20 protein-coding genes are annotated in these 21,780 nt (G+C 72.1%); 6 read left to right on the top strand and 14 right to left on the bottom strand.

What is annotated here, in order from left to right:
* Window positions 1–74 precede the first annotated feature (74 nt).
* Complete coding sequence (locus tag ACWGJM_RS16360; protein ID WP_453412345.1) at window positions 75–1,235, top strand: serine hydrolase domain-containing protein; 1,161 nt, start codon at window positions 75–77, stop codon at window positions 1,233–1,235.
* A 4-nt stretch (window positions 1,236–1,239) separates the two neighbouring features.
* Here ACWGJM_RS16360 and ACWGJM_RS16355 read toward each other — a convergent pair whose 3' ends face one another.
* A complete protein-coding gene (locus tag ACWGJM_RS16355; RefSeq protein ID WP_453412344.1) occupies window positions 1,240–1,854 on the bottom strand; it encodes a TetR/AcrR family transcriptional regulator in 615 nt (204 codons plus the stop codon).
* A gap of 83 nt (window positions 1,855–1,937) precedes the next feature.
* On the opposite strand from ACWGJM_RS16355, the gene ACWGJM_RS16350 reads away from it, so the two are divergent.
* Window positions 1,938–2,765 (top strand): SDR family oxidoreductase, encoded by an 828-nt coding sequence (locus ACWGJM_RS16350; RefSeq protein WP_453412343.1) that lies wholly within the window; start codon window positions 1,938–1,940, stop codon window positions 2,763–2,765.
* Window positions 2,766–2,925: 160 nt separating this feature from the next.
* Window positions 2,926–4,143, top strand: coding sequence for a glycosyltransferase (locus ACWGJM_RS16345; protein WP_453412459.1), 1,218 nt, complete (start codon window positions 2,926–2,928; stop codon window positions 4,141–4,143).
* A 29-nt stretch (window positions 4,144–4,172) separates the two neighbouring features.
* On the opposite strand, the gene ACWGJM_RS16340 is transcribed toward ACWGJM_RS16345, so the two are convergent.
* On the bottom strand, window positions 4,173–5,228 hold the full coding sequence (locus ACWGJM_RS16340) for a hypothetical protein (RefSeq protein ID WP_453412342.1): 1,056 nt from the start codon (window positions 5,226–5,228) through the stop codon (window positions 4,173–4,175).
* A 213-nt stretch (window positions 5,229–5,441) separates the two neighbouring features.
* Window positions 5,442–8,021, bottom strand: coding sequence for an aminopeptidase N (pepN, locus tag ACWGJM_RS16335; protein WP_453412341.1), 2,580 nt, complete (start codon window positions 8,019–8,021; stop codon window positions 5,442–5,444).
* Window positions 8,022–8,166: 145 nt separating this feature from the next.
* On the opposite strand from pepN, the gene ACWGJM_RS16330 reads away from it, so the two are divergent.
* Complete coding sequence (locus ACWGJM_RS16330; protein WP_453412340.1) at window positions 8,167–8,829, top strand: mycothiol-dependent nitroreductase Rv2466c family protein; 663 nt, start codon at window positions 8,167–8,169, stop codon at window positions 8,827–8,829.
* 28 nt (window positions 8,830–8,857) lie between these two features.
* Here the strand turns inward: ACWGJM_RS16330 and ACWGJM_RS16325 are convergent, their stop codons facing one another.
* Genes ACWGJM_RS16325 through ACWGJM_RS16285 form a run of 9 tightly spaced genes read right to left on the bottom strand, consistent with a single transcriptional unit; the run spans window position 8,858 to window position 17,712 of the window.
* Entirely contained in the window at window positions 8,858–9,064 is a 207-nt protein-coding gene (locus ACWGJM_RS16325; protein WP_453412339.1) for a hypothetical protein, read from the bottom strand.
* Between the two features lie 38 nt (window positions 9,065–9,102).
* Window positions 9,103–10,530 (bottom strand): FGGY family carbohydrate kinase, encoded by a 1,428-nt coding sequence (locus ACWGJM_RS16320; protein ID WP_453412338.1) that lies wholly within the window; start codon window positions 10,528–10,530, stop codon window positions 9,103–9,105.
* A gap of 50 nt (window positions 10,531–10,580) precedes the next feature.
* Entirely contained in the window at window positions 10,581–11,609 is a 1,029-nt protein-coding gene (locus ACWGJM_RS16315) for a 2-hydroxyacid dehydrogenase (protein WP_453412337.1), read from the bottom strand.
* Window positions 11,606–12,679 (bottom strand): ABC transporter ATP-binding protein, encoded by a 1,074-nt coding sequence (locus tag ACWGJM_RS16310; RefSeq protein ID WP_453412336.1) that lies wholly within the window; start codon window positions 12,677–12,679, stop codon window positions 11,606–11,608. The genes ACWGJM_RS16315 and ACWGJM_RS16310 overlap by 4 nt, the downstream gene beginning before the upstream one ends.
* Entirely contained in the window at window positions 12,657–13,478 is an 822-nt protein-coding gene (locus ACWGJM_RS16305; protein WP_453412335.1) for a DeoR/GlpR family DNA-binding transcription regulator, read from the bottom strand. Before ACWGJM_RS16305 ends, ACWGJM_RS16310 begins: the two co-directional genes overlap by 23 nt.
* The gene (locus ACWGJM_RS16300) at window positions 13,478–14,566 is read right to left on the bottom strand and encodes an ABC transporter ATP-binding protein (RefSeq protein WP_453412334.1); all 1,089 of its coding nucleotides are present in this window, start codon (window positions 14,564–14,566) and stop codon (window positions 13,478–13,480) included. Before ACWGJM_RS16300 ends, ACWGJM_RS16305 begins: the two co-directional genes overlap by 1 nt.
* Window positions 14,563–15,393 carry a carbohydrate ABC transporter permease gene (locus ACWGJM_RS16295; RefSeq protein ID WP_453412333.1) on the bottom strand — a complete coding sequence of 277 codons (831 nt, stop codon included), beginning with the start codon at window positions 15,391–15,393 and terminating at the stop codon, window positions 14,563–14,565. The genes ACWGJM_RS16300 and ACWGJM_RS16295 overlap by 4 nt, the downstream gene beginning before the upstream one ends.
* Window positions 15,390–16,271 (bottom strand): carbohydrate ABC transporter permease, encoded by an 882-nt coding sequence (locus ACWGJM_RS16290; protein WP_453412332.1) that lies wholly within the window; start codon window positions 16,269–16,271, stop codon window positions 15,390–15,392. The genes ACWGJM_RS16295 and ACWGJM_RS16290 overlap by 4 nt, the downstream gene beginning before the upstream one ends.
* 7 nt (window positions 16,272–16,278) lie before the next feature.
* Window positions 16,279–17,712 carry an ABC transporter substrate-binding protein gene (locus tag ACWGJM_RS16285; protein ID WP_453412331.1) on the bottom strand — a complete coding sequence of 478 codons (1,434 nt, stop codon included), beginning with the start codon at window positions 17,710–17,712 and terminating at the stop codon, window positions 16,279–16,281.
* Window positions 17,713–17,876: 164 nt separating this feature from the next.
* On the opposite strand from ACWGJM_RS16285, the gene ACWGJM_RS16280 reads away from it, so the two are divergent.
* Window positions 17,877–19,325, top strand: coding sequence for an FGGY-family carbohydrate kinase (locus tag ACWGJM_RS16280; protein ID WP_453412330.1), 1,449 nt, complete (start codon window positions 17,877–17,879; stop codon window positions 19,323–19,325).
* Window positions 19,322–19,933: a histidine phosphatase family protein gene (locus tag ACWGJM_RS16275; RefSeq protein ID WP_453412329.1), complete on the top strand. Its 612-nt coding sequence runs from the start codon at window positions 19,322–19,324 to the stop codon at window positions 19,931–19,933. The genes ACWGJM_RS16280 and ACWGJM_RS16275 overlap by 4 nt, the downstream gene beginning before the upstream one ends.
* Window positions 19,934–19,941: 8 nt before the next feature.
* On the opposite strand, the gene ACWGJM_RS16270 is transcribed toward ACWGJM_RS16275, so the two are convergent.
* Window positions 19,942–20,580 (bottom strand): response regulator, encoded by a 639-nt coding sequence (locus ACWGJM_RS16270; RefSeq protein WP_453412328.1) that lies wholly within the window; start codon window positions 20,578–20,580, stop codon window positions 19,942–19,944.
* On the bottom strand, window positions 20,577–21,779 hold the full coding sequence (locus tag ACWGJM_RS16265; RefSeq protein ID WP_453412327.1) for a sensor histidine kinase: 1,203 nt from the start codon (window positions 21,777–21,779) through the stop codon (window positions 20,577–20,579). Before ACWGJM_RS16265 ends, ACWGJM_RS16270 begins: the two co-directional genes overlap by 4 nt.
* Between the last annotated feature and the right edge of the window lies 1 nt (window position 21,780).

Raw genomic sequence — 21,780 nt, 5'->3', positions numbered from 1 at the left:
CCCCGAGTCAACCTCCGCACGCGGCGTAGTGTCCCTCCCGGCGACCGAGCTCGACGGCACTGATGGGGGAAGACATGCGTGCACGCAAGGTACTGGCCGGAGCGGCGGCCGCCCTGGCCCTGTCGGCGACCCTGGCGGGACCGGCCCTGGCGGCCGCTCCCGCCGCGGGGGCCACCGACCGCTCCACCGGCCACTCGGCCACCCGCAAGGCGGTCGATGCGGCGGTCGAGGCCGGCGTCCCCGGAGTGACCCTCACGGCGAAGGACGCCCACGGCACCTGGTCCACCACGGCCGGGACCGGCAACCTCCGCACGGGCGCCCCGCGTTCGGCGGACGACCGCTACCGCGTCGGCAGCATCACCAAGACGTTCGTCTCCACCGTCCTGCTCCAGCTGGAGGCGGAGGGCCGCCTGTCCCTGGACGACAAGGTGGAGAAATGGCTGCCGGGCGTGGTGTACGGCAACGGTCACGACGGCCGCGCGATCACCGTCCGCCAGCTCCTCAACCACACCAGCGGCATCTTCAACTACACGGCCGACGAGGACTTCGGCCGCACCTACTTCCTCAAGGACGGCTTCTTCAAGCACCGCTACGACACCCTCACGGCGCGGCAGCTGGTGGCCATCGCCATGCGCCACAAGCCGGACTTCGCGCCGGGCACCTCCTGGAAGTACTCCAACACCAACTACGTCCTCGCCGGCATGGTGATCAAGAGCGTCACGGGCCACTCGTACGCCCAGGAGATCACCCACCGCATCATCGACCCGCTCAAGCTGACGGGCACCTCGGTCCCCGGTACACGGGTCACCGTGCCGCACCCGAGCAGCCACGCCTACGGCAAGCTGGCGCAGACGGCGACGGGCCCCACGTACGACGTGACCCGCCTCAACCCCTCCATCGCCTCCTCCGCGGGCGAGATCATCTCCGACTCCGCCGACCTCACCCGCTTCTACCGCGCCCTCCTGCGCGGCAACCTCCTCCTGCCGCGGCAGCTGAAGGAGATGAAAACGACCGTGAAGATCGAACAAGCCCCCGACATCCGCTACGGCCTCGGCCTCATGGACACCACCCTCTCCTGCGGTGTGCACGTCTGGGGCCATGACGGCGGCATCCACGGCTCCTCGTCCTGGGCGTCCACGACGGCGGACGGCCGCCACGCGCTGGCGTTCAACTTCAACGGGGACTGGACGGGCGACAGCGACGCGGTGGTCGACGCGGAGTACTGCGGCAAGTGAGCCGCTAGTCCTCTTCTCCGCCGGGGAGGGAGCTCAGCCAGTCGATCAGCCGTGCTCCCTCCTTCGTCATGATCTCCGGGTCGCGCAGGGCGTTGGCCAGCAGCGACATGCCCTGGTAGGCGCCCACAAGCGTCAGCGCGAGCCCGTCCGGGTCGGGCAGGCCCAGTTCCCCGAACTGCGCTGCCACCCAGTCGAGCAGCCGCCTCATGACCTTTCCGGCCTCGGCGTCGAGGCCGCCCTCCGCCCGCTTGTCCAGTTCCGCGGCCAGCGTCCCGGTCGGGCAGCCGAAGCGGGCCGCGAGCTCACGCTGCTCCACCCAGCCGCTCACCAACGCCATGAGGCGCTCGCGGGGGCCGGGGATTCGCTCCAACTCGTCGACCAGGAAGTCGAGTTGGCGGGAGTGCTCGGCGAGTGCCGCCGCGACGAGATCGTCCTTGGTCTTGAAGTAGTAGTAGACGTTCCCGGTCGGCACGTCGGCGGCGCGGGCGATGTCGGCGATCGTGGTCCGCTCGACGCCCTGCCGGTGTACCACCTCGGCCGCGGCGGCCATCAGCCGCCGCCGCTTGGCTCCGGCGGCCTTCACTCTCGGATTCTGTCCCGAACTCTGTGAGTCAGTCACCCGACTAACTTTAGGCGGCGATCCGTGCTACGGTCTCCTCGTCGAAGTAAGTCAGTCAGCTAACTAACTTGCTGGGGGATCAGATGATCGTCGTGACGGGTGCAACGGGCAACGTCGGCCGGACCTTGGTGCGGCTGCTGTCGGGGGCCGGAGAGCGGGTGACCGGGGTGGCCCGCCGGATCACCGACGCGGACGTCCCGCCGGGGGTGCGGGCGGTGGCCGCCGACCTGGGGGAGGCCGAGAGCCTGCGCCCCGCCCTCGAAGACGCCGAGGCCGTGTTCCTGCTGGTGGCGGGAGAGGACCCGCAGGGCATCGTGGGCGCGGCCAAGGCGGCGGGCGTACGCAGGCTGGTGCTGCTCTCCAGCCAGGGGGCCGGCACCCGCCCGCAGGTGTACGGGCACGCGGCCGGCTTCGAGGCGGCCGTGCGGGAATCGGGCCTGGAGTGGACGATCCTGCGCTCCGGCGGCCTGGCGTCGAACGCCTTCGCCTGGGCCGAGCCGGTACGGCTGCACCGCACCGCCGCGGCGCCCTTCGGTGACGTGGGCCTGCCCTTCGTCGACCCCGACGACGTGGCGGCGGTGGGCGCGGCGGTCCTCCGTGCGGAGGGCCCCGGCCACGCCGGAGCGACCTACACCCTCACCGGCCCCGCGCCCACGAGCCCGCGCGAGCGGGCGGCCGACCTCGCGGCGACGCTCGGCGAGCCGGTCCGGTTCGTGGAGCAGACGCGGGAGGAGGCCGAGGCGCAGATGGCCGCGTTCATGCCGCTGCCGGTGGTGACGGGCACGCTGGCCCTGCTCGGCGCCCCCATGCCGGAGGAACAGCAGGCCAGCCCGGATGTGGAGCGGGTCCTGGGGCGGGCCCCGCGCACCTTCGCGGAGTGGGCGGCGCGGAACGTCGAGGCGTTCCGGTGAGCCGTGAGGGGGTGTAACTGACCCGACTTCGATACGAGACGTCCAGTTCATCCGTACGAAACGTCCGTACCGCCTCATATCGGCTGACCCGCTGTTCACGGGTTTGGCTCGATTCATGTGCAAGGCGGGTGATCGCATGCGTACGGGACACGGACTGCGAGTGCTGTCGGTCTACGAGGGCTTCTTCTCCGGAGGGGCCCGGATCGTGCACAGCGATGTCGTACTGGGGCTGGCGGAAGGCGGCCAGGACCACCGGGTACTCAGCATCCACGGCGAGGTGCACCGGGAGGCGACCCGGCAGCGGATGCAGGACGACACCTGCTACCGGTCGCTGACGGCGGCCGGGGTAGGTGTCGGCACCCTCGGGCGCGGCCATGCCGGTTCGGACGATCGTCCGGCTGTTTTCGGCGGGCCCGAACTGGCCGATACGGCTCGGGCGATGGCGGCGGCCGACGTGATCCTCTCCCTCAAGGAGCAGCCGCTGGCGCTCCTGAACCAGGCCGGGCTGCCCCGCCGTCCGGTCGTGGTCTGCCTGCACCGCTCCGACCCCGAGAACCAGGGAACCGCCCTGGACGAGCTGAAGGCCGCCATCACCGATGGCACGGTGGTGGCGTGCGTGTGCTGCGCGGAGTCGACGCGGGCCGCGTACCGGGACGCCGGGATCCCGGCCGAGCTGCTGCACGTCATCCCCAACGGGGTGGACCTGTACCGGTTCCGCCCGGACCCGGCCCGGCGGCTGGCCCTGCGCACGGCACTCGGCATACCCGGCCCGGCGCCGGTCGTCGTCTTCGCCGCCCGGTACGCCGCCATGAAGAACGTCCCGCTCTTCCTGCGGGCGGCGCGGGCCTGGCTGGGGCGCGAGGGCGGGGGCCATGTGCTGATGTGCGGGGCGGGGATGACGCCCGGGAACCCGGCTCTGGCGGCCGACATCGAGGCCGCCTTCGGGGAGTGGGGGGCGTCCCTCACCGACCGGGTGCACCTGCTGGGGGTGCGGGGTGACATGGAAGCGGTGTACGCGTCCGCCGACGTGGTCGCCCTCACCTCCTCCTCCGGGGAGGCGGCACCGCTCTGCCTCATCGAGGGCATGATGTGCGGGGCCGTCCCCGTGACGACCGACATCGGCGACAGCGCGGCCCTGGTCTCCGGTCACGGCGTCGTCACCCCGCCCGACCCCGACGCCATCGCCCTGGCCTGGTCGGGCGCGGTCGCCGGCCGCGCCGGCTTCGCCCCGGCCCTGTTGCGGAGCCGCGAGCGCTTCAGCCGCACCCGGATGATCGCGGCGTACGCCGCACTGCTCGAGCGGGTCCACTCCTCCCACGCCGGCGAGCCGGCCGACGGACTCCGTCCGGACCTGCTCGGCGGCGCCTGGGAGAGGTAGAGGTAGGGACAGTGGGCGCTCCACCCCCACTACCGGGGCAGGACCACGACATACGCGGCCGGGTCGCGGTCCGCCGCCGCCATCAGGGCCGTGCGGATGACCGTCGCCTGCTGTTCCATCGAGTCCCGGAGCTTCCTCGGGGTGATGTGGACGACCGTGATGCCCAGCCGCTCCAGGTGCTCCCGCTTTCGGGCGTACTCGGACCACATCGCGTCCTCTTCCTGCCGCGGGGCCCGCGTGTCGAGTTCCACCGCGACCGCCTGCTGGGGCCAGTAGGCGTCCAGGCCGCCGAGGTGTGGGCCGCCGGGGAGGCGGAGGTCGACGTTCCAGACCGGGTCGGGAAGGCCGTACTCGCGCACCATCCGGTACAGGCGGCCCTCCGCGATCGCCCGGCCCTCCGCCAGCAGCGAGTCCACGGCGTCCACCACGTGCGGGCGGGTCAGGAGCTTCGCCTGGGTCAACTCCCGTACGACGGCGGCCGGCTCGCAGTGGCCCGCGCGCACCGCCTCGGTCAGCAGCCGGCGGACCGCCGCCGCGTCCGCGAGCCCGGCCACCGCGTCCGCCAGCGCCCGCGGCACCGGTGCCACCGGCAGGCCCGTCACCTGGCGCGGAGCGGGCAGGCCGACCGCGCGGACGACGTGGACGTAGCTCGCGGAACGCAGCCGGCGCAGCCGCGGGACCAGGACGTCGATGTGCTCCAGGGACGGCAGCGGAGGCGCCGATGTGAAGCCGTGCAGCGTCAGGGCCGCCAGGCCCGTGATCATCGCGTCCGCGTACACCGGGCGGTGCGGGGTCTCCGCGCTGGGCTGCTCGGGCACCCCGGGTGCCCCGGGCGCCCTGGTCATCGGATCCTTCGTCGCGTACATCAGGGCCGCGTGCAGGCGCTCTTCGCTGGTCGGCGGGCCGGGGTGGAGCAGGGTGACGCCGGGCAGGAGCTGCTGCCATGGGCCGCCGGGGCGGCACTGGTCGTTCAGTTCGGCGGGGGTGACGCCGTGGGAGCGGAGCTGGGCCGCGGTCATCACACGGCGGTGCACCTCGGAGAGGTGGCGGAGGGGGCGGGGGGAGAGCGGGGTGTTGTGCGTCATGCCGACCCGATTCCCGGGTCCGGTCCCTCCTCTAACCGCTGTTACACGCCCGTCGCTAAATGCGGACAAGCCAGGACTAAAGGACGGATGTTCGGATGCCGAGTAGGCGTGGAAAACCCCTGGTCCGTTCGGGTGCGGACCAGGGGTTACGGCTCCTATTGCCTGAATTCCGTAACGGTCACAGACCGGCCGATCTCAGGCCAAAGGTTGGGCTCAGGCCACGGCTTCCCGCGCATCGCACGCCTGCCCCCGCAGCCCCCGCGCCAGATCGTCCCGCGCCTCCAGCACCAGCCGGCGCAGGGCGGGCGCCGCGTCCGGGTGCGCCGCCAGCCAGGCGTCCGCCGCGGCCAGCGTCTCCGGCGAGTCCTGGAAGGAGGGGAACAGTCCCCGCACCACGTCCATGCCGATCTGGATGGACCGCTCGCCCCACACTCGCTCGATCGCCGCGAAGTACTTCGGCGCGTACGGCGCCGTCAACTCCCGCTGCGAGGCCTGCGCGAAGCCCGCGATGGTGGCCTCCACCAGCGCGTTGGAGAGCACGTCCGACTCCACGACCTGGGCCCATGCCTGCGCCTTCACCGCCGCCGACGGACGGGCGGCCAGGCAGCGCACCTGGTGGCGCTTGCCGGACGCCGTGTCGTCGCGGGCCAGTTCGGCCGCCAGCACGCCCTCGTCCGCGACCCCGTGCGCCGCGAGCGGCTCCAGGAACGCCCAGCGCAGCTCCTGGTCCACCTCCAGCCCCTCGATCGTGTCGGTGCCGTCCAGCAGTTCCTTCAGCAGCGCCAGATCGTCCTCGCCGGTGGCCGCCGACGCGAAGAAGCGCGCCCACGCCAGCTGGTGCTCGCTGCCCGCCTCGGCCTCCCGCAGCTCCCGCAGGGCACCCTCGGAGAGCAGCCGCTCGCCGGTCTCCCGCCAGTCCGGGGCCGCGTAGTGCACCAGCGCCGACTCGGCCCAGGCGTGCAGCATCTGCACCACGCCGATCTCGGACTCCCGGCCCGCGAAGCGCAGCACCAGGTCGACGAAGTCCCGGGCCGGGAGCAGCGCGTCCCGGGTCAGGTTCCACAGGGCCGACCAGCACAGAGCGCGGGCCAGCGGGTCGGTGATCGCGCCGAGGTGCTCCCGCAGGGTGGCCAGCGAGGTCTCGTCGAAGCGGATCTTGCAGTACGTGAGGTCGTCGTCGTTGACCAGGACGAGCTCCGGTGCGTCGGCACCGGCCAGCTCCGCCACCACCGTCCGCGGCCCCTCGACGTCCGCCTCCACGCGCGCGTACCGCTCCAGCGTTCCCTCGGGCGTACGCCGGTACAGGCCCACCGCCACCCGGTGCGGGCGCAGCTCCGGGTGCGACTCGGGGGCTTCCTGGAGCACGGCCAGCTCGGCGATCCGGCCCTCCCCGTCCAGCAGCACCTGCGGGGTGAGCGAGTTGACCCCGGCCGTCTGGAGCCAGGAGCGCGCCCAGCCGGTCAGGTCCCGGCTGCTGGTCTCCTCCAGGACCGACAACAGGTCGCCGAGGCGCGTGTTGCCGTAGGCGTTGCGCTTGAAGTAGCGGCGGGCGCCCTCCAGGAAGGCGTCCTGGCCGACGTACGCCACCAGCTGCTTCAGTACGGAGGCGCCCTTGGCGTAGGTGATGCCGTCGAAGTTGAGCTTGGCGTCCTGGAGGTCGCGGATGTCGGCGGTGACGGGGTGGGTGGAGGGCAGCTGGTCGGCGCGGTAGGCCCAGGCCTTGCGGCGGTTGGCGAAGGTGATCCAGGCGTTCGTGAAGCGGGTCGCGCCCACGTTCGCGAACGTGCCCATGAAGTCCGCGAAGGACTCCTTGAGCCACAGGTCGTCCCACCACTCCATGGTGACCAGGTCGCCGAACCACATGTGGGCCATCTCGTGCAGGATGACGTTGGCCCGGCTCTCGTACGACGCCTGCGTCACCTTCCCGCGGAAGATGTACTCCTCGCGGAAGGTCACCAGCCCCGGGTTCTCCATCGCGCCGAGGTTGTACTCGGGCACGAACGCCTGGTCGTACTTCCCGAAGGGGTACGGGTAGTCGAAGTGGTCGTGGAAGAAGTCCAGCCCCTGCTTGGTGATCAGGAAGACGTCGTCGGCCTCGAAATACGGGGCGAGGCCCTTGCGGCACATGGCGCCGAGCGGGATCTCCAGCCGGGAGCCGTCCTCGAAGGTGCGCGAGTAGGAGTCCGTCACGTAGTGGTACGGGCCCGCGACGACACATGTGATGTAGGTCGAGATCGGCTTCGTCTCCGCGAACCGCCAGACACCGTCGGTGAGTTCGCCGGTGCCGTTGCTCCACACCGTCCAGCCCTGCGGCGCCCGCACCTCGAAGCGGAAGGGGGCCTTGAGGTCGGGCTGCTCGAAGTTCGCGAAGACACGGCGGGAGTCGGCCGGCTCGTACTGGGTGTAGAGGTAGACCTCGCCGTCCTCGGGGTCGACGAAGCGGTGCATGCCCTCGCCGGTGCGGGAGTACGCGCACCGGGCGTCGACGGTCAGCTCGTTCTCGGCGGCCAGGTCCTCCAGGGCGATCCGTGAGCCGTCGAAGACCTCGCCCGGGTCCAGATCCTTCCCGTTGAGCGTGATGGCGGTCACACTCGGAGCGATCAGGTCGGCGAAGCTCGAGGCGCCCGGCTCGTTGCACCGGAACCGGATGGTGGTGACCGAGCGGAAGGTGCGCGGCTCGCCGTTGCCGTCACCGACCGCGGACCGCAGGTCCAGGGACACCTCGTACCCGTCGACGGACAGCAGGGCGGCCCGTTCCCGGGCCTCGTCGCGGGACAGATTCTCACCGGGCACGGGCGGCAGCTCCCTCATCTTCGGGGGTACGTCTGAACAGGACAACAGGACCGATCCTGCCATGCGCCCCTGACGTCGGACAGCGGGAATGGGCCCGGCGATCCTGGTGTTGCCCCAGGAAACGACCCGTTTTCCGAGGAGAGCCATGTCCGAGACCACGACCGCCTCCGGCAAGACCCCCGTCGACTTCTGGTTCGACCCGCTGTGCCCCTGGGCCTGGATGACCTCCCGGTGGGTGCTGGAAGTGGAGAAGGTCCGGGACATAGAGGTCCGCTGGCACATCATGAGCCTCGCGGTGCTGAACGAGAACAGGCTGGACGAGCTGCCCGAGGAGTACCGGGACATGCTCGCCACCAAGGCGTGGAAGCCGGTCCGGGTGGTGACCGCGGCCTGGCAGAAGCACGGCGCCGACGTCCTCGGCCCCCTCTACACCGCGCTCGGCACCCGCTTCCACAACAACGGCGAGGGCCCGACCCCCGAGGCCATCGCGGGCGCCCTCGAGGACGCCGGCCTGCCCGCCGGCCTGATCGACTACGCCGACCAGGAGGACTTCGAGTTCGACGCCGAGCTGCGCGCCTCCCACAAGGAGGGCATCGAGAAGGTCGGCCAGGACGTCGGCACCCCGGTCATCGCGGTGCCCGGCCCCGACGGCGAGCAGATCGCCTTCTTCGGCCCCGTCGTCACCCCCGCCCCCAAGGGCGAGGAAGCCGCCCGCCTCTGGGACGGCACTCTCGCGGTCGCCTCCGTCCCCGGCTTCTACGAGATCAAGCGGACCCGGACCAAGGGCCCGGACTTCAGCAACCTCTGATCCCCGGCCGCCGATCGGCGCCCGACCCTCACGCATCCTCGGGAGGGGGGAACCAACCACCGTCGGTCCAGTTCCAGCTGCGCTGGTACCGGCGGCATCCCTCCCGGGTGCAGCGCACGTAGGCGTCGGGCGCGTGGTCCGGTTTCTCCTTGCGCACATACTCCTTCTCCTCGTCGGTGAGCGGGCGGAACGCCTGCAACGGGCCGCCGCAGCTCGGGCATCGCTTGAACTCCATGTACCGCCTTCCGTAAGGGGCGCCGGGCCGGGTCGCGGTCACCGCCGCGCCCGGGCCCTGGCCTCCGCCAGCCTTTCCAGGTGCTGCTCGTAGCCCTTGGCGTAGTACGCCGCCCGGTCCGCGTCCGGCTCCACCACGAGCGTCGGCCGGGTCCAGGTGTCCGCGTCCAGGGCCACCCCGTACCGTTCGGCGGCCGCCAGTACCGCGCCCCGCGCGCCCACCTCGCCCTCGACCACGCGCAACGGCCGGCCCAGCACATCGGCCAGCAGCCGCATCCAGGCGGGGCTGCGGGTGCCGCCGCCGCACACCGCCAGGGTCCCCGTCAGACCCGCCGCCGCCAGGCAGTGCCGGGCCGCGTAGCCGATGCCCTCGCAGGTCGCGCGGATCAGGTCGGCCGGGGTGGACTCCAGGCAGATCCCGGTGAGTTCGGCCCGCAGCCGGGGCTCGACGAAGGGGGCGCGTTCACCGGAGGGCGCGAAATAGGGCAGGACGCGGACTCCGTGGGCCCCGGGCGGGGTCTCGGCGAGCAGGGCGTCCACCTCGTCGTGGCGCACGCCCGTCGTGGACAGCACCCAGTCCAGGGCCGCCGTGCCGACCATCGCGGGCATCGCGCGCAGCCGGTGGCCCGGCCGGTCGGTGGAGATGTACAGGCCGGCCGGTTCACCGGTCAGGTCCAGGTCGTCGGTGGCGACCAGGGCGGCCAGGCAGGTGCCGACGATCAGCAGGCCGTCGCCGGGCCGGGTGACTCCGGCGCCGAGCGCGCAGGCGGGCAGGTCGTACGGGCCGTTGGCGAGTGGCGTGCCGGGCGGCAGCCCCTCGCCGCGCGCCTCGCCGGTCGCCACCGGGTCGCTGACCGGGGCGAGCAGGCGCCTGCGGTGGGTCAGCCCCAGCAGCTCCACGACCCGGTTGTCGTAGGACCGGGTGCGCGGGTCGAGGAACGGCATCGACGCGTCCGACGCGTCCGTCACCGCCCGGGCCGCGCCCGTCAGGCGCTGGAAGACCATGTCCTTGCAGTAGACCGCAGCCGTCGCCGCGTCCAGCGACTTGGGCTCGTACCGGTCGAACCAGGCCAGCAGCGGCCCCGGGCACCCCGGGAACATGGCGCTGCCCGTGCGCCGGAACACCGTCTCGAACGTCCCGTCCGCCAGCCACTGGTCGAGCAGCTCGTGCGCCCGGCCGTCCATCCAGGAAGCCGCCGGCCGCACCGGCCGCCCCTCGGCGTCGACCAGCCACACCCCGTCGCCCTGCCCGGTCAGCCCGGCCAGCTCCACCCCCTGAGACACCCGCGCGGTCAGCGCGCCGAGCACGGCGACGACCGCCCCGTACACCTCCGCCATGTCCTGCTCCGCGCGCCCCTCACGCAGATCGAGGCCCACCGGGCGGGCCTCGACGGCGAGTTGCCGCCCCGTCGCGTCGAACGCGGCGGCCTTCACCATGGACGTGCCCACATCGATCCCGACGTACATGTCCCCTCCCGGTACGACCATTCCCGCTACGACCATTTCCGGTACGACCGTCACGTCAGACAGTGAGCCAGCGGCTCCCCGCGCACCCAGCGCCCCACCTCCGCCGCCGCGATCCGCGCGGCCTTCTCCGCCACCGCCCGGCTGGCCCCGCCCAGGTGCGGGGTCAGCACGACGCGCTCCGCCAGCCCCGTCAGCCGCGCGTCCGGCGGCAGCGGCTCGACCGCGTACGTGTCGAGGGCCGCCGCCGACAGCCGCCCGCTCTCCAGCGCGTCGCACAGCGCGTCCTCGTCGAGGAGCGGGCCGCGCGCCACGTTCACCACCACCGCGCCGGGCGGCAGCAGCGCCAGCTCGCGGGCGCCGATCAGCCCGCGCGTCTCGTCGGTGAGCCGGGCGTGCAGGGTGATCACCCGGGAGCGGCGCAGCAGCTCGTCCAGGGAGGCCAGCCGCAGGCCGTGGACCTCCCCGCGGACATACGGGTCGTACACCATCACCCGCGCCCCGAAGGCGCACAGCACCCGCGCGACCCGGCTGCCCACCGCCCCGTACCCGACCAGGCCGACGGGCAGGTCCTCCAGCTCCAGGCCGCTGTGCTCATAGGTGTAGTAGGCCGCCCCGGCCCAACTGCCCTGCCGGGCGAGCAGGTCGTGGGCCTGCGGGATGCGGCGCAGGGCGGCGAGCAGCAGGCCGACGGTGAACTCGGCGGTGGCGGCGGCGTTGCGGCCGGGCGCGAAGCACACCCGGACGCCGTGCGCCCTGGCCGCGTCCAGGTTGACGTTGACCGGGCCGCCCCGGCAGACCACGACCAGCCGCAGCCGGGGGCAGGCGCCGAGGACGCGCGCGGTGACGGGGCCCATCTGGGTCACCAGCACCTCCGCGTCGGCGAGCGCTTCGATCAGCTCGTCCTCGGCGTCGCTCGCCTCACTCACCTCGGCGACCTGGCCGAAGGGTTCCAGTGGCCACCCGAGAGTCAACTCCTCGACATCGCAGGAGGCTTCGTCGGCGAGCGCCTCCGTGATGAGCGACGGCAGGACGAAGTGGTCGCCGGCGGCCACCACACGCACACTGCGGGCGGAGGTCATCGCAGAGAGTCTCCTGTCTCGGCGTCGAAGACATGGGTGAGCCCGGGCGCCACCCGGACCTGGTCGTCGTGCGCGAGGCGCACCTCGGGGCCGGTGAGGACGACGAGGGGGCGTTCCACCCCGTCGAGGGCGAGGGTGGCGATCCCCGACTCCAGGAGCGGCTCGTGGGCCACCACGCGGGCGGGGATGCCGTCCGCACCCGTCAGCTCGAGGTCCTCCGGGCGGATCCCGACCACCACCGCGCGGCCCTCGGCCACCGGTACCGGCAGCGCGATCCGCATGGTGGCCGAGAGGCGGGCGTGGCCGTCCGCCGTGGCGATGCCGGGCAGCAGGTTGATCGCGGGCTCGCCGACGAAGTCCGCGACGAAGGTGGTGGCGGGACTGTCGTAGATCTCGAACGGCGTGCCGAGCTGCTGGATCACGCCGTCCTTCATCACCGCGATCCGGTCGGCGAGGGAGAGGGCCTCCTCCTGGTCGTGGGTGACCAGGATGGTGGTGTGCCCCAGCTCCCGCTGTATGCGCTTGAGCTCGCGGCGCGTGGTGTCGCGCTGGGCGGCGTCCAGATGGGAGAGCGGCTCGTCGAGGAGGAGCACGTCCGGCTCGCGGATCAGGGCGCGGGCCAGCGACACCCGCTGCTTCTGCCCGCTGGACAGCCCGGCCGGGCGGGCGTCGAGAATACCGGTGAGGCCGACCCGCTCGGCGATCTCGGCGACCTTGCGGGCGACGTCCCCCCGGGCCGCCCGCCGGCGGGCCCGCAGCCCGAACGCCAGGTTCTCCGCCACCGTCAGCGGCGGATACAGCGCGTAGTTCTCGAACGCCACCCCGATGTTCCGCTCCTGCGCGGGCCGGCGCACCACGGACGCGCCCCCGACCAGGATGTCCCCGTCGGTCACCGTCTCCAGACCGGCGATCATCCGCAGGGTCGTCGACTTGCCGCACCCGGACGGGCCGAGCAGCCCGAGCAGTTCCCCGGAACCGAGACCCAGGTCGATGCCGCGTACGGCGTCCACCGCCGGCCGCCCCCGCGCCCGGTAGGTCTTGCGCAGTTCACGTAGCTCCAGTCCCGTCATGGCTGCCCTTCGTCACGCAAACCTCGTAACGGACCTTGTGCTCGTCCAGGTCCCGCAGCGCCTCCTGCGACGCCCCGTCGTCGACGAGAAGCAGGTCGAAGCGGGAGAGCGGGACGACCCGGTGCAGGGCGACCCGGCCGAGCTTGGTGTGGTCGATCAGCAGGACGTTCCGCGCGGCCGCGTCGAGCATCGCCCGCTTCACGGACACGATGTGCTGTTCCTGGTGGTAGGCGTAACCCCCGTGCACGGCCGACGTGGACGCGAAGCAGACGTCCACCCGCAGCTGTCCGACCGCCTCCACACAGGACACCCCCAGGAACGACGAGTGCAGCGGGTCGTAGTCGCCGCCCAGCGCCATCAGGTGGATGCCCCGCTGGTCCGACAGCAGGTTGATCGCCTCCAGGAAGTTGGTGACGACCGTGAGCGGGGTGATCTCGCCGAGCCGGAGGCGGCGGGCTATTTCGAGGGTGGAGGTGGAGTCGTCGAGCAGGATCGCCATGCCGGGCTCTATGTGCTTCAGCGCCTGCTCGGCGACGGCGGCCTTCTGAGGCCGCATGGTCTTCAGCCGGTACTGGACGTTCGACTCGAAGACACCTGACGGCTGCGCGGTCACCCCGCCCCTGAACTTCCGCACGATCCCCTGCCGTTCGAGCTCGTCGAGATCCCGGTGGATGGTCATCAGGCTCACCCCGAACCGCTCGGCCAGCTCCGCCGCGGTCGCCGAGCCGTCGGCCAGCACCCGCTCGGCCATGGCGGCCTGGCGGGCCGCGGGACCCTGCTGTGCACCACTGCTGCTCATCACGCGCTCTTCCCGATCCGTCGTCCTGGGCGCTCCGGCCGGTCGGCCTCGAACAGCAGCAGGTTCTCAGGCCGTACCGTCAGCCGCACCGGATCGTCGGGACGCAGCCGCGCCGCGTCGCCGCGCGGGGCGACCAGCGACACGTGCTGCTTCCCTTCGCCGAGCCGGACGGTGACCTCGACGGACCGGCCCAGCACCTCGGTGACGTACACGGTGCCGGTGAGCTCGTGGCCATCGCCGTTCAGCGTGAGGTCGCGGGGACGTACGCCGACCAGGACCTCGGTCCCCGGGGACGCCTTCGCCCGGACCGGCAGTTCGACCCCGCCGTCCGACCGCACCCCGCTCTCCGTCACCACCCCCGGCAGCAGATTGATCCGGGGCCGCCCGAACGCCCGCGCGACCTCCGTGTCGCAGGGCCGGTACCAGATGTCCTCCCGGGTCCCCGTCTGCACGATCCGCCCGTCCCGGATGACCCCGATCCGGTCGCCGAGGGCCAGCGCCTCCACCGAGTCGTGGGTGACGTACAGGGTGGTCGTGCGCCGCACTGCCCCGATCGCCTTCAGTTCGGCCCGCATCTGCTGGCGCAGCTTGGCGTCCAGGTGGGAGAGGGGCTCGTCGAGGAGGAAGGCGCGGGCGGGGCGGACCAGCACCCGGCCGAGGGCCACGCGCTGCCGCTGCCCGTTGGACAGCTGCCCCACCGACCGGTTCAGCAGCGCGCTGATGCCGAGGAGTTCCGCGATGGCGCCGACCCGGTCCCGTGCCTCGGCGGTCGGCAACCGGTGCCTCGGAGAGCGCAGGGGCGAGACGAGGTTGTCGTACACGGACCGGTGCGGGTAAAGGGCGTAGCTCTCGAAGCACATGGCCACGCCCCGGTCGTAGGGCTCGACCCCGCGCATGTCACGGCCGTCGATCTCGACGGTGCCCGAGTCGGGCTGCTCCAGACCGGCAACGGTCTTCAGGGTCGTGGTCTTCCCCGCCCCGGAGGGACCGAGGAGACAGAAGAACTCCCCTTCCTCGACATCCAGTTCCAGGCCGTCGAGGGCGGTGGTACGCCCGTAGGCCTTGCGGATGCCGTGCAGCCCGATCATGACTTCACCGCCCCGAAGGACAGCCCCCGCACCAGGTACCGCTGGATGGTCAGGGCCAGCAGCAGCGGCGGTACGACGGACACCAGCGCGGCGGCGGCCGTGAGGTTGTACTTGGGCCGGTCGCCGCCGAGGAAGGACAGTGCTCCCACGGTCACCGTCTGGGCCTCGTTGGAGGTGAGGATGAGCGGGAAGACGAAGTTGTTCCAGGCGAAGATGAACGCGAGCAGCGACACGGCCGCGATCCCCGGCTTGACCAGGGGAAGGGCGACGCGGAAGAACGCCTGCTTGCGCGTGTAGCCGTCGAGCAGGGCCGCCTGCTCCAGCTCGGGGGTCAGATCGGCGAAGTACGACCGCATGATCCACACGATCAGCGGCAGGGTGACCAGTTGCAGCACCCACACCATGCCGACGTACGTGTCGAACAGCCCGAGCTTCTGGTACAGCACGAACAGCGGGATGATCACGGTCAGTTCGGGTGCGAACCGGAACGACAGCAGCGTGAACATCAGGTTCTCCGAGCCCTTGAACCGCCAGCGCGCCGAGGCGTACGCCGCCGGAAGGCCGACGACGAGCGACAGCGCGACCGCGCCCACCGACACCACCAGGCTGTTGACGAAGAACCGGACGAAGGGGATGCCCTCGCTGTCGCCGAGGACGGTCCGGTAGCCGTCCAGCGTCGGCGAGAAGGAGAAGTAGGTGCTGAAGAGCTGGTCCGCGGGCTTCAGAGACAGGATCACCATCCAGGCGACGGGGAACAGCGCGAAGACGAAGTAGAGGACGAGGGCGGCGTCGGCCAGCCACCCCGACAGGCGCTTTCGGTACGTCATTTCACCTCCGCCGCCCGCCGCTGGATCCGCCCCAGATGCCGCACCAGCACCATCGCGGCCAGATACACCACGGCCCACAGCACGATCGTGTAGCTGATCCCGAAGGAGTACCGCTGGAAGCGGATCGCCTCCAGATACGCCCGGATCTGGAGGACCACCGTCGAGTCGCCCGGCCCGCCCTCCGTCAGGGCGTAGATGATGTCGAACACCTTCAGCGAGTCCATGAACCGGAAGATCACCGCGACCAGCACGTACGGCCACAGCATCGGCAGGGTCAGCCGCCGGAAGGTGTACCACCAGCGGGCGCCGTCGACGGCCGCCGCCTCGAACGGGGAGACGGGCAGGGACCGCAGCCCGGCCAGGGCGAGGATCGCCACGAACGGGGTGTAGACCCACACGTCCACGGCTATGGACGACAGCAGCGCGCCCGTCGGGGTGTCCGTCCACTGAACTCCCCCCAACCCGAAAGGTTTCAGCAGGTGGTTGACCACCCCCACGGACGGCTGGAGCATCAGCTTCCACATGATCGCCGCGATCACCGGGGCGATCATCAGGGGCAGGATCAGGATCTTCTCCAGGATCCGGCCGACGAGCGAGGACCGATGCAGCAGCAGGGCGACCGTCACCCCGAGCACGGTCTCCACGGCGGCGGCGCCGACCGCGTACAGCACGGTCACCCAGGCCGAGTTCCAGAAGGCGTCCTGCGTGAAGACCGTCTCGTAGTTGTGCAGGCGGACCATGTCCGGCTGCGGCTTGCTCGCCGAGAAGTCGAACAGCGTGTAGTAGAGCCCAAGTCCGAACGGGTAGAGGATCCCGCAGGTCAGCAGTAGCGCCGGGACGATCAGGAAGTACGGCCGGAGAGTGAGCCGCCAGCCCATCCGTTCCTCACCCCACCTTGGACTTGAGGTCGCCCGCCAGTCCGTCGAGCACGGATCCCGCGTCCTTGCCGCCGTAGATCTCCTGGAGGGCCGCCGCCCAGCTGGTCGTGGCGTCGAAGAACTGGGCCTGCGGAGTGAACTGGATCTTCGTCTGGTCCACGACCGTCTCGAAGGTCTCGATGAAGCCGGGGAGGTGCCTCATCTTGTCCTTGTAGGCGGCGTCCTGGCTGACCGACTTGCGCACCGGGTCGATGTGGTTGTTGGTGATCGCGGCCCTGCGCAGATGCTCCTTGCCCGTGGCCCACTGGAGGAACAGCCAGCCGGCGCTCTTCTTCCTGCTCTTGGCGTTCATGCCGAGCGACCAGATCCACATGTTGGTGGCGAGGGAACCGTCCGGGCCCTTCGGCCCCGGGTGGAAGGCGATCTTCCCGGAGGCGGGCGAGGCGCCCTTCACGGCCTGGAAGTAGGCGGCCGTGTCCGCGTCGAAGAGCATGCCCGCCTTCTTCGCGCCGAGATCGCTGGAGCACTGGTACCAGGTGTACGACGTCCACGAGGGCGGCCCGCCCTGCTTGACCATGCCCGCCCAGTCCCGGGTGAAGGCGACGGCCTCCGGGCTGTTCATGGCGGGCGTGAGCTTCCCGCCCCTGACGGTGAAGTCGTGCAGCCCGTTGCGGGCGTACATCGTCATGAAGCCGGGGTGGATGGTGGCCCAGCTGCGCGAGCCGCGTACCGCGATCCCGTACATGCCGTCGAAGCCGGCGCCCGGCGCCTTCTTCTTGATCACCCCGGCGAGTTCGCGCAGCTCGTCGAAGGTCTCGGCGGGCTTCAGGCCCAGCTTGCCGAACACCTCGGTGTTGTAGGCGACGACGTTCGTCTCCCAGCCCCACGGCAGCGCGTACTGCCCGCCCTGCCCGAGCGGCGCGCCGGCCTTCAGGGACCACTGGTCGGCCTGGAGGAGGTTGGGGAAGAAGTCCGCCTGGTCCCACTCGGCGCCGGTGGCCGAGGAGTTGCGCATCCAGGGCCCGAGGTCCTCCAGCCAGCCCGGTGGCCCGTACTGCCACACCATGTAGGCGCCCAGCATGAAGACGTCGTACGAGGCACGCCCGCTGGAGAGGTCCACGGTGAGCTTGTCGAAGTAGTTGTCCTCGGGGAAGACGTCGTACTCCACCTTGATGCCGGTCTTCGCGGTGAAGGACTTCAGGTCGGCGATCAGGGCGTCCGTGTACGGGTGCTTGTTCAGCAGCGCCTTGACGGTGGTGCCCTTCTCCCGCCTCCAGTCGAAGGAGCCGGTGACGTCGTCCGCGGCCGAGCCGCCGCCCTTGTCGTCGTTCCCGCCGAAGCCCGCGCCGCAGGCCGTGAGCAGCGGGGCCGCGACGGTGGCGGCGGTGAGGCCTCCGGTGAGGGCGAGGAAGCGTCGGCGGTCGTGCGCGTGCCTGTCCATCCGTGACCTCCGTGGGGGTCGGGGCCGGTCGGGTTAACACGTCGAGTCGACTCGATAACAGAGGGTGTAACGGAGAAAGAAGGCCGTCAATCCCTCGTGCGGGGTGAAATCTCGGTGCAGAGTGGGAAGTTCACAGAACGGGTCGCGATGTGTGGGAGGTCCGGATGGGACCCGGGGCCGAGGCATGGCTGGGGATCGACCTGGGGACGCAGGGCGTGCGCGCGCTGCTCGTGACGGCGGACGGCGCGGTCGTGGGCAGCGGCTCGGCCCCGCTGCGGCACGGGCGGCGCGAGGGGACGCGACACGAGCAGGAGCCGGGGGAGTGGTGGGAGGCGGTGTGCGCTGCCGCCCGGCAGGCGCTGCCGGCCGCGTGCCGGGTCGGCGGGCTGGCGGTGTGCGGTACCTCCGGGACCGTGCTGCTGACGGACCCGGACGAGCAGCCGCTCGGGCCCGCGCTGATGTACGACGACGGGCGGGCCAGGGCCGAGGCGGCGCGCCTGCGGGAGGCCGGGCTCGCGGTCCAGGACACCTGGGCGCTGCCCAAGGTCCTGTGGCTGCTCGCGAACGGGAGCTCCGGGAAGGTGGCCCACCAGCCCGACGTCGTCACCGCACACCTCGTCGGCCACCCGGTCCCCACCGACTCCAGCCACGCCCTCAAGACGGCGTACGACCTCCGGCGCGACGCCTGGCCGGAGATCCCCGGCGTCCCGGCGGACGCCCTCCCCGACGTCGTACGACCCGGCACCCGGCTCGGCGAGGTCTGCCCGGCAGCCGCCGAGGCCACCGGCGTTCCCGCCGGTACGCCCGTCATCGCGGGCATGACCGACGGGTGCGCGGCACAGATCGCCGCCGGGGCGTTGCGCCCGGGCGCCTGGAACTCGGTGCTCGGGACGACCCTGGTGCTCAAGGGCGCCGCCGCCGACCCGGTCCGCGATCCCGCCGGCGTGGTCTACAACCACCGGGCGCCGGACGGCGGCTGGCTGCCCGGCGGTGCCTCCAGCGCCGGCGCGGGGGTCCTGGCCGCGCGTTTCCCGGGGGCCGACCCGGCCGCCCTGGACGCCCGTGCCGCCGCCTTCGAGCCGTCGAACGCGGTCGCCTACCCGCTGGTCTCACCGGGCGAGCGGTTCCCGTTCCGCCGCCCGGACGCCACCGCCCTGCTGCTCGGCGACCCGGTGTCGGACGCCGACCTGTGGGCCGCCCTGCTTCAGGGCGTGGGCTTCGTGGAACGCCTCTGCCTGGACTACCTCCACCACCTCGGCGCCCCCCTCGGCGGCCCCCTCACCTTCACCGGCGGAGCCGCCCGCAGCGCCTACTGGAACCAGCTCCGCGCCGACATCCTGGGCCGCCCGGCCCGCATACCGGAACAGACCGAACCGGCCCTAGGCATGGCCGCGTTGGCGGCCTACGGCACCGGCGCCGCCCCCACCCTCGCCGACGCCGCCGACCGCATGGTCCACGTCCGCACGGTCGTCGACCCCCGCCCCGACCGCACCGCCCGCTTCACCGAGCCGTACGCCCGCCTCCTCGACGGCCTCCAGGCACGCGGCTGGCTGCCCGGCCCGGTCGCCGCCCACGCACGCGCCCGCCTCGAGGGGAATACTGCGGACGCATGAGCACCGCCCTCCTCCTGGCCCGGCACGGGCAGACCGTCTGGCACGCCGAGAACCGCTACGCCGGGGTGAGCGACATCGCCCTCACCGACACCGGCCGGGCCCAGGCCGAGGCGCTCGGCCGGTGGGCCGCCGCCCACCCGGTCGACGCGATCGTCACCTCCCCCCTCTCCCGCGCGATCAGCACCGCCGACCCCGCCTGCCACGCCCTCGATCTCACCCCGCAGCGCGAACCCGGCCTGCGGGAAAGCGACTTCGGGGTGCTGGAGGGCCGTACGCTGGCCGAGTTCGCCGCCGAGAACCCCGACGCGGCCGACGCCTTCCGCGCCGACCCGGTAGCCCACCCCTTCCCGGATGCCGAGGACCCCCTCGCGGCCGCCACCCGCGGCACGGCCGCCCTGCGCCGCATCGCCGCCGCGCACCCCGGCGGGCGCGTCCTCGTCGTCGCCCACAACACCCTGCTCCGGCTGGTGCTGTGCCGACTGCTGTCCATTCCCCTGCCCGAGTACCGCCGGGTGTTCCCGCGCCTGGAGAACACGGCCGTGAGCGAGGTCCGCATCGACGGCGACACCACTTCCCTGCTGTCGCTCAACCTGCCCTGCGAGCCGTAGGGCCCGGCTCAGGGCCGCCGCAGCAGCCCCCGCTCCATCGCCACCACCACCGCCCGCGTGCGGTCGTTCACATCCAGCTTCGCGAACAGGCGCAGCAGATGCGTCTTCACGGTGGCCTCCGAGATGACCAGCCGGCGGCCGATCTCGGCGTTGGTCAGCCCGTCGGCGACCGCGCCCAGGACATCGGTCTCCCGGGCGGTCAGCGGCTCCTGCACCGGGCGCCGCATCCGCGCGACCAGCTTCTCCGCCACCCGGGGCGCCAGGACCGTCTCCCCGCGCGCCGCCGCCCGGATCGCGTCGGCCAGCTGCTCACGGGTGGTGTCCTTCAGCAGATAGCCGATGGCCCCGGCCTCCACGCCCCGCTCCACGTCGGCATCGGTGTCGTACGTGGTCAGGATCAGCACCCGGGTGCGCGGATACCGGGCGACGATCTCGGTGGTCGTCGTCACCCCGTCCAGGACCGGCATGCGCAGGTCCACCAGCGCCACATCGGGATCGTGCCGGGCGACCAGGTCGAGGGCCGCGCGGCCGTCACCCGCCTCACCGACGATCTCGATGCCCGCCTCGCCGTCGAGGAGCGCGATCACCCCTGCCCGCATCACCGTGTGGTCGTCCACCACGACCACGCGCAGCACCCCGCTCGTCATGCCGTCCCCCCGCCGTCGACCGGCCCCAATGGAATCATCGCCAGGATCCGCGTGCCGTCCCCGACCGAGCTGGTGACCGTCAGCCGTCCGCCCAGCTCCGCCAGCCGCTTGCGCATCCCGTCCAGACCGAAGCCCGTCGAGGCCTCCACCACGAACCCGGTGCCGTCGTCGGTGACCTCCAGCTCCACCCCGTACGGCCGCCGGGCCAGCACCACGCCGACCGTGGAGGCGCGGGCGTGCTTGCGCACGTTGGCCAGGGACTCCTGGGTGCAGCGCAGCAGCGCGATCCGGTTCTGCTGGTCGCAGTCGAGGTCGGCGAGTTCGGCTTCCACGGTGAGCCCGGTGTCCTCCGCGAACCGGTCCAGGATCCGGCGCAGCGTCTGTGCCACGGACCCGGCCGCGGCCCGCCCGCCGTGCTGCGCCGAGCCGACCAGCTCGCGTGCCTCCGCGAGGTTCTCGCGGGCTGTCGACTCGATGGAGCGCAGCTGCCGGGCGGTGCGCTCGGGGTCGGTGGCGAGCCCGGATCGGGCGGCCTCGGCGAGGACCACGATGGACGCGAAGCCCTGCGCGAGGGTGTCGTGGATCTCCCGTGCCATCCGCTCCCGCTCGTCCGCCGCGCCCTGCCGCTGGTGCGCCTCGGACAGCTCGGCCTGGGTGCGCTCCAACTCGACGATCAGCCGGGCGCGTTCAGCGCTCTGCTCGACCACCGCTCGCGCCCACAGCCCGATCAGCACGCCCACCGCGACCACGATCAGCGTGGACACCGCCGTCTCGCCGAAGAACTCCGCCGACCAGCCCTGCCGCACCCAGCTGCCCGCGAGCGTGCCGACGGTGGCCAGCCCCAGGAACGCCATCGAGGCCCGCCGGGTCCGCCCGAACATCCAGTAGTGCGGCAGCGTCACCATGAACAGGGCCGCGTAGCTGGAGCCCAGGTAGGCCAGGCCGCCGAGCGCGGCCACCAGCGCCCCGAGATAGCCGTGCGGCCGTACGACGGCGTTGGCCGGGAAGCGGTGCAGCACCGCGAAGCTCACCGCCACGCAGGCCAGCAGGGCGAGGGCCGCGTAGGTGTCCCGGTCGGGACCGCCGATCGCGGCGATCCCGACGGCCATCGCGGCGAACAGCACCCAGCACACCGCGTTCCACCGGCGCAGCGACACGGCCCAGAAGGCGTCGGCGGAGGGCACGGCGAGAGCGGTCATA

It is taken from the genome of Streptomyces sp. NPDC054834 (assembly GCF_053611185.1).
Note: the sequence above shows the minus strand (reverse complement) of the source record. Positions and strands in the feature narration are given on the sequence as shown.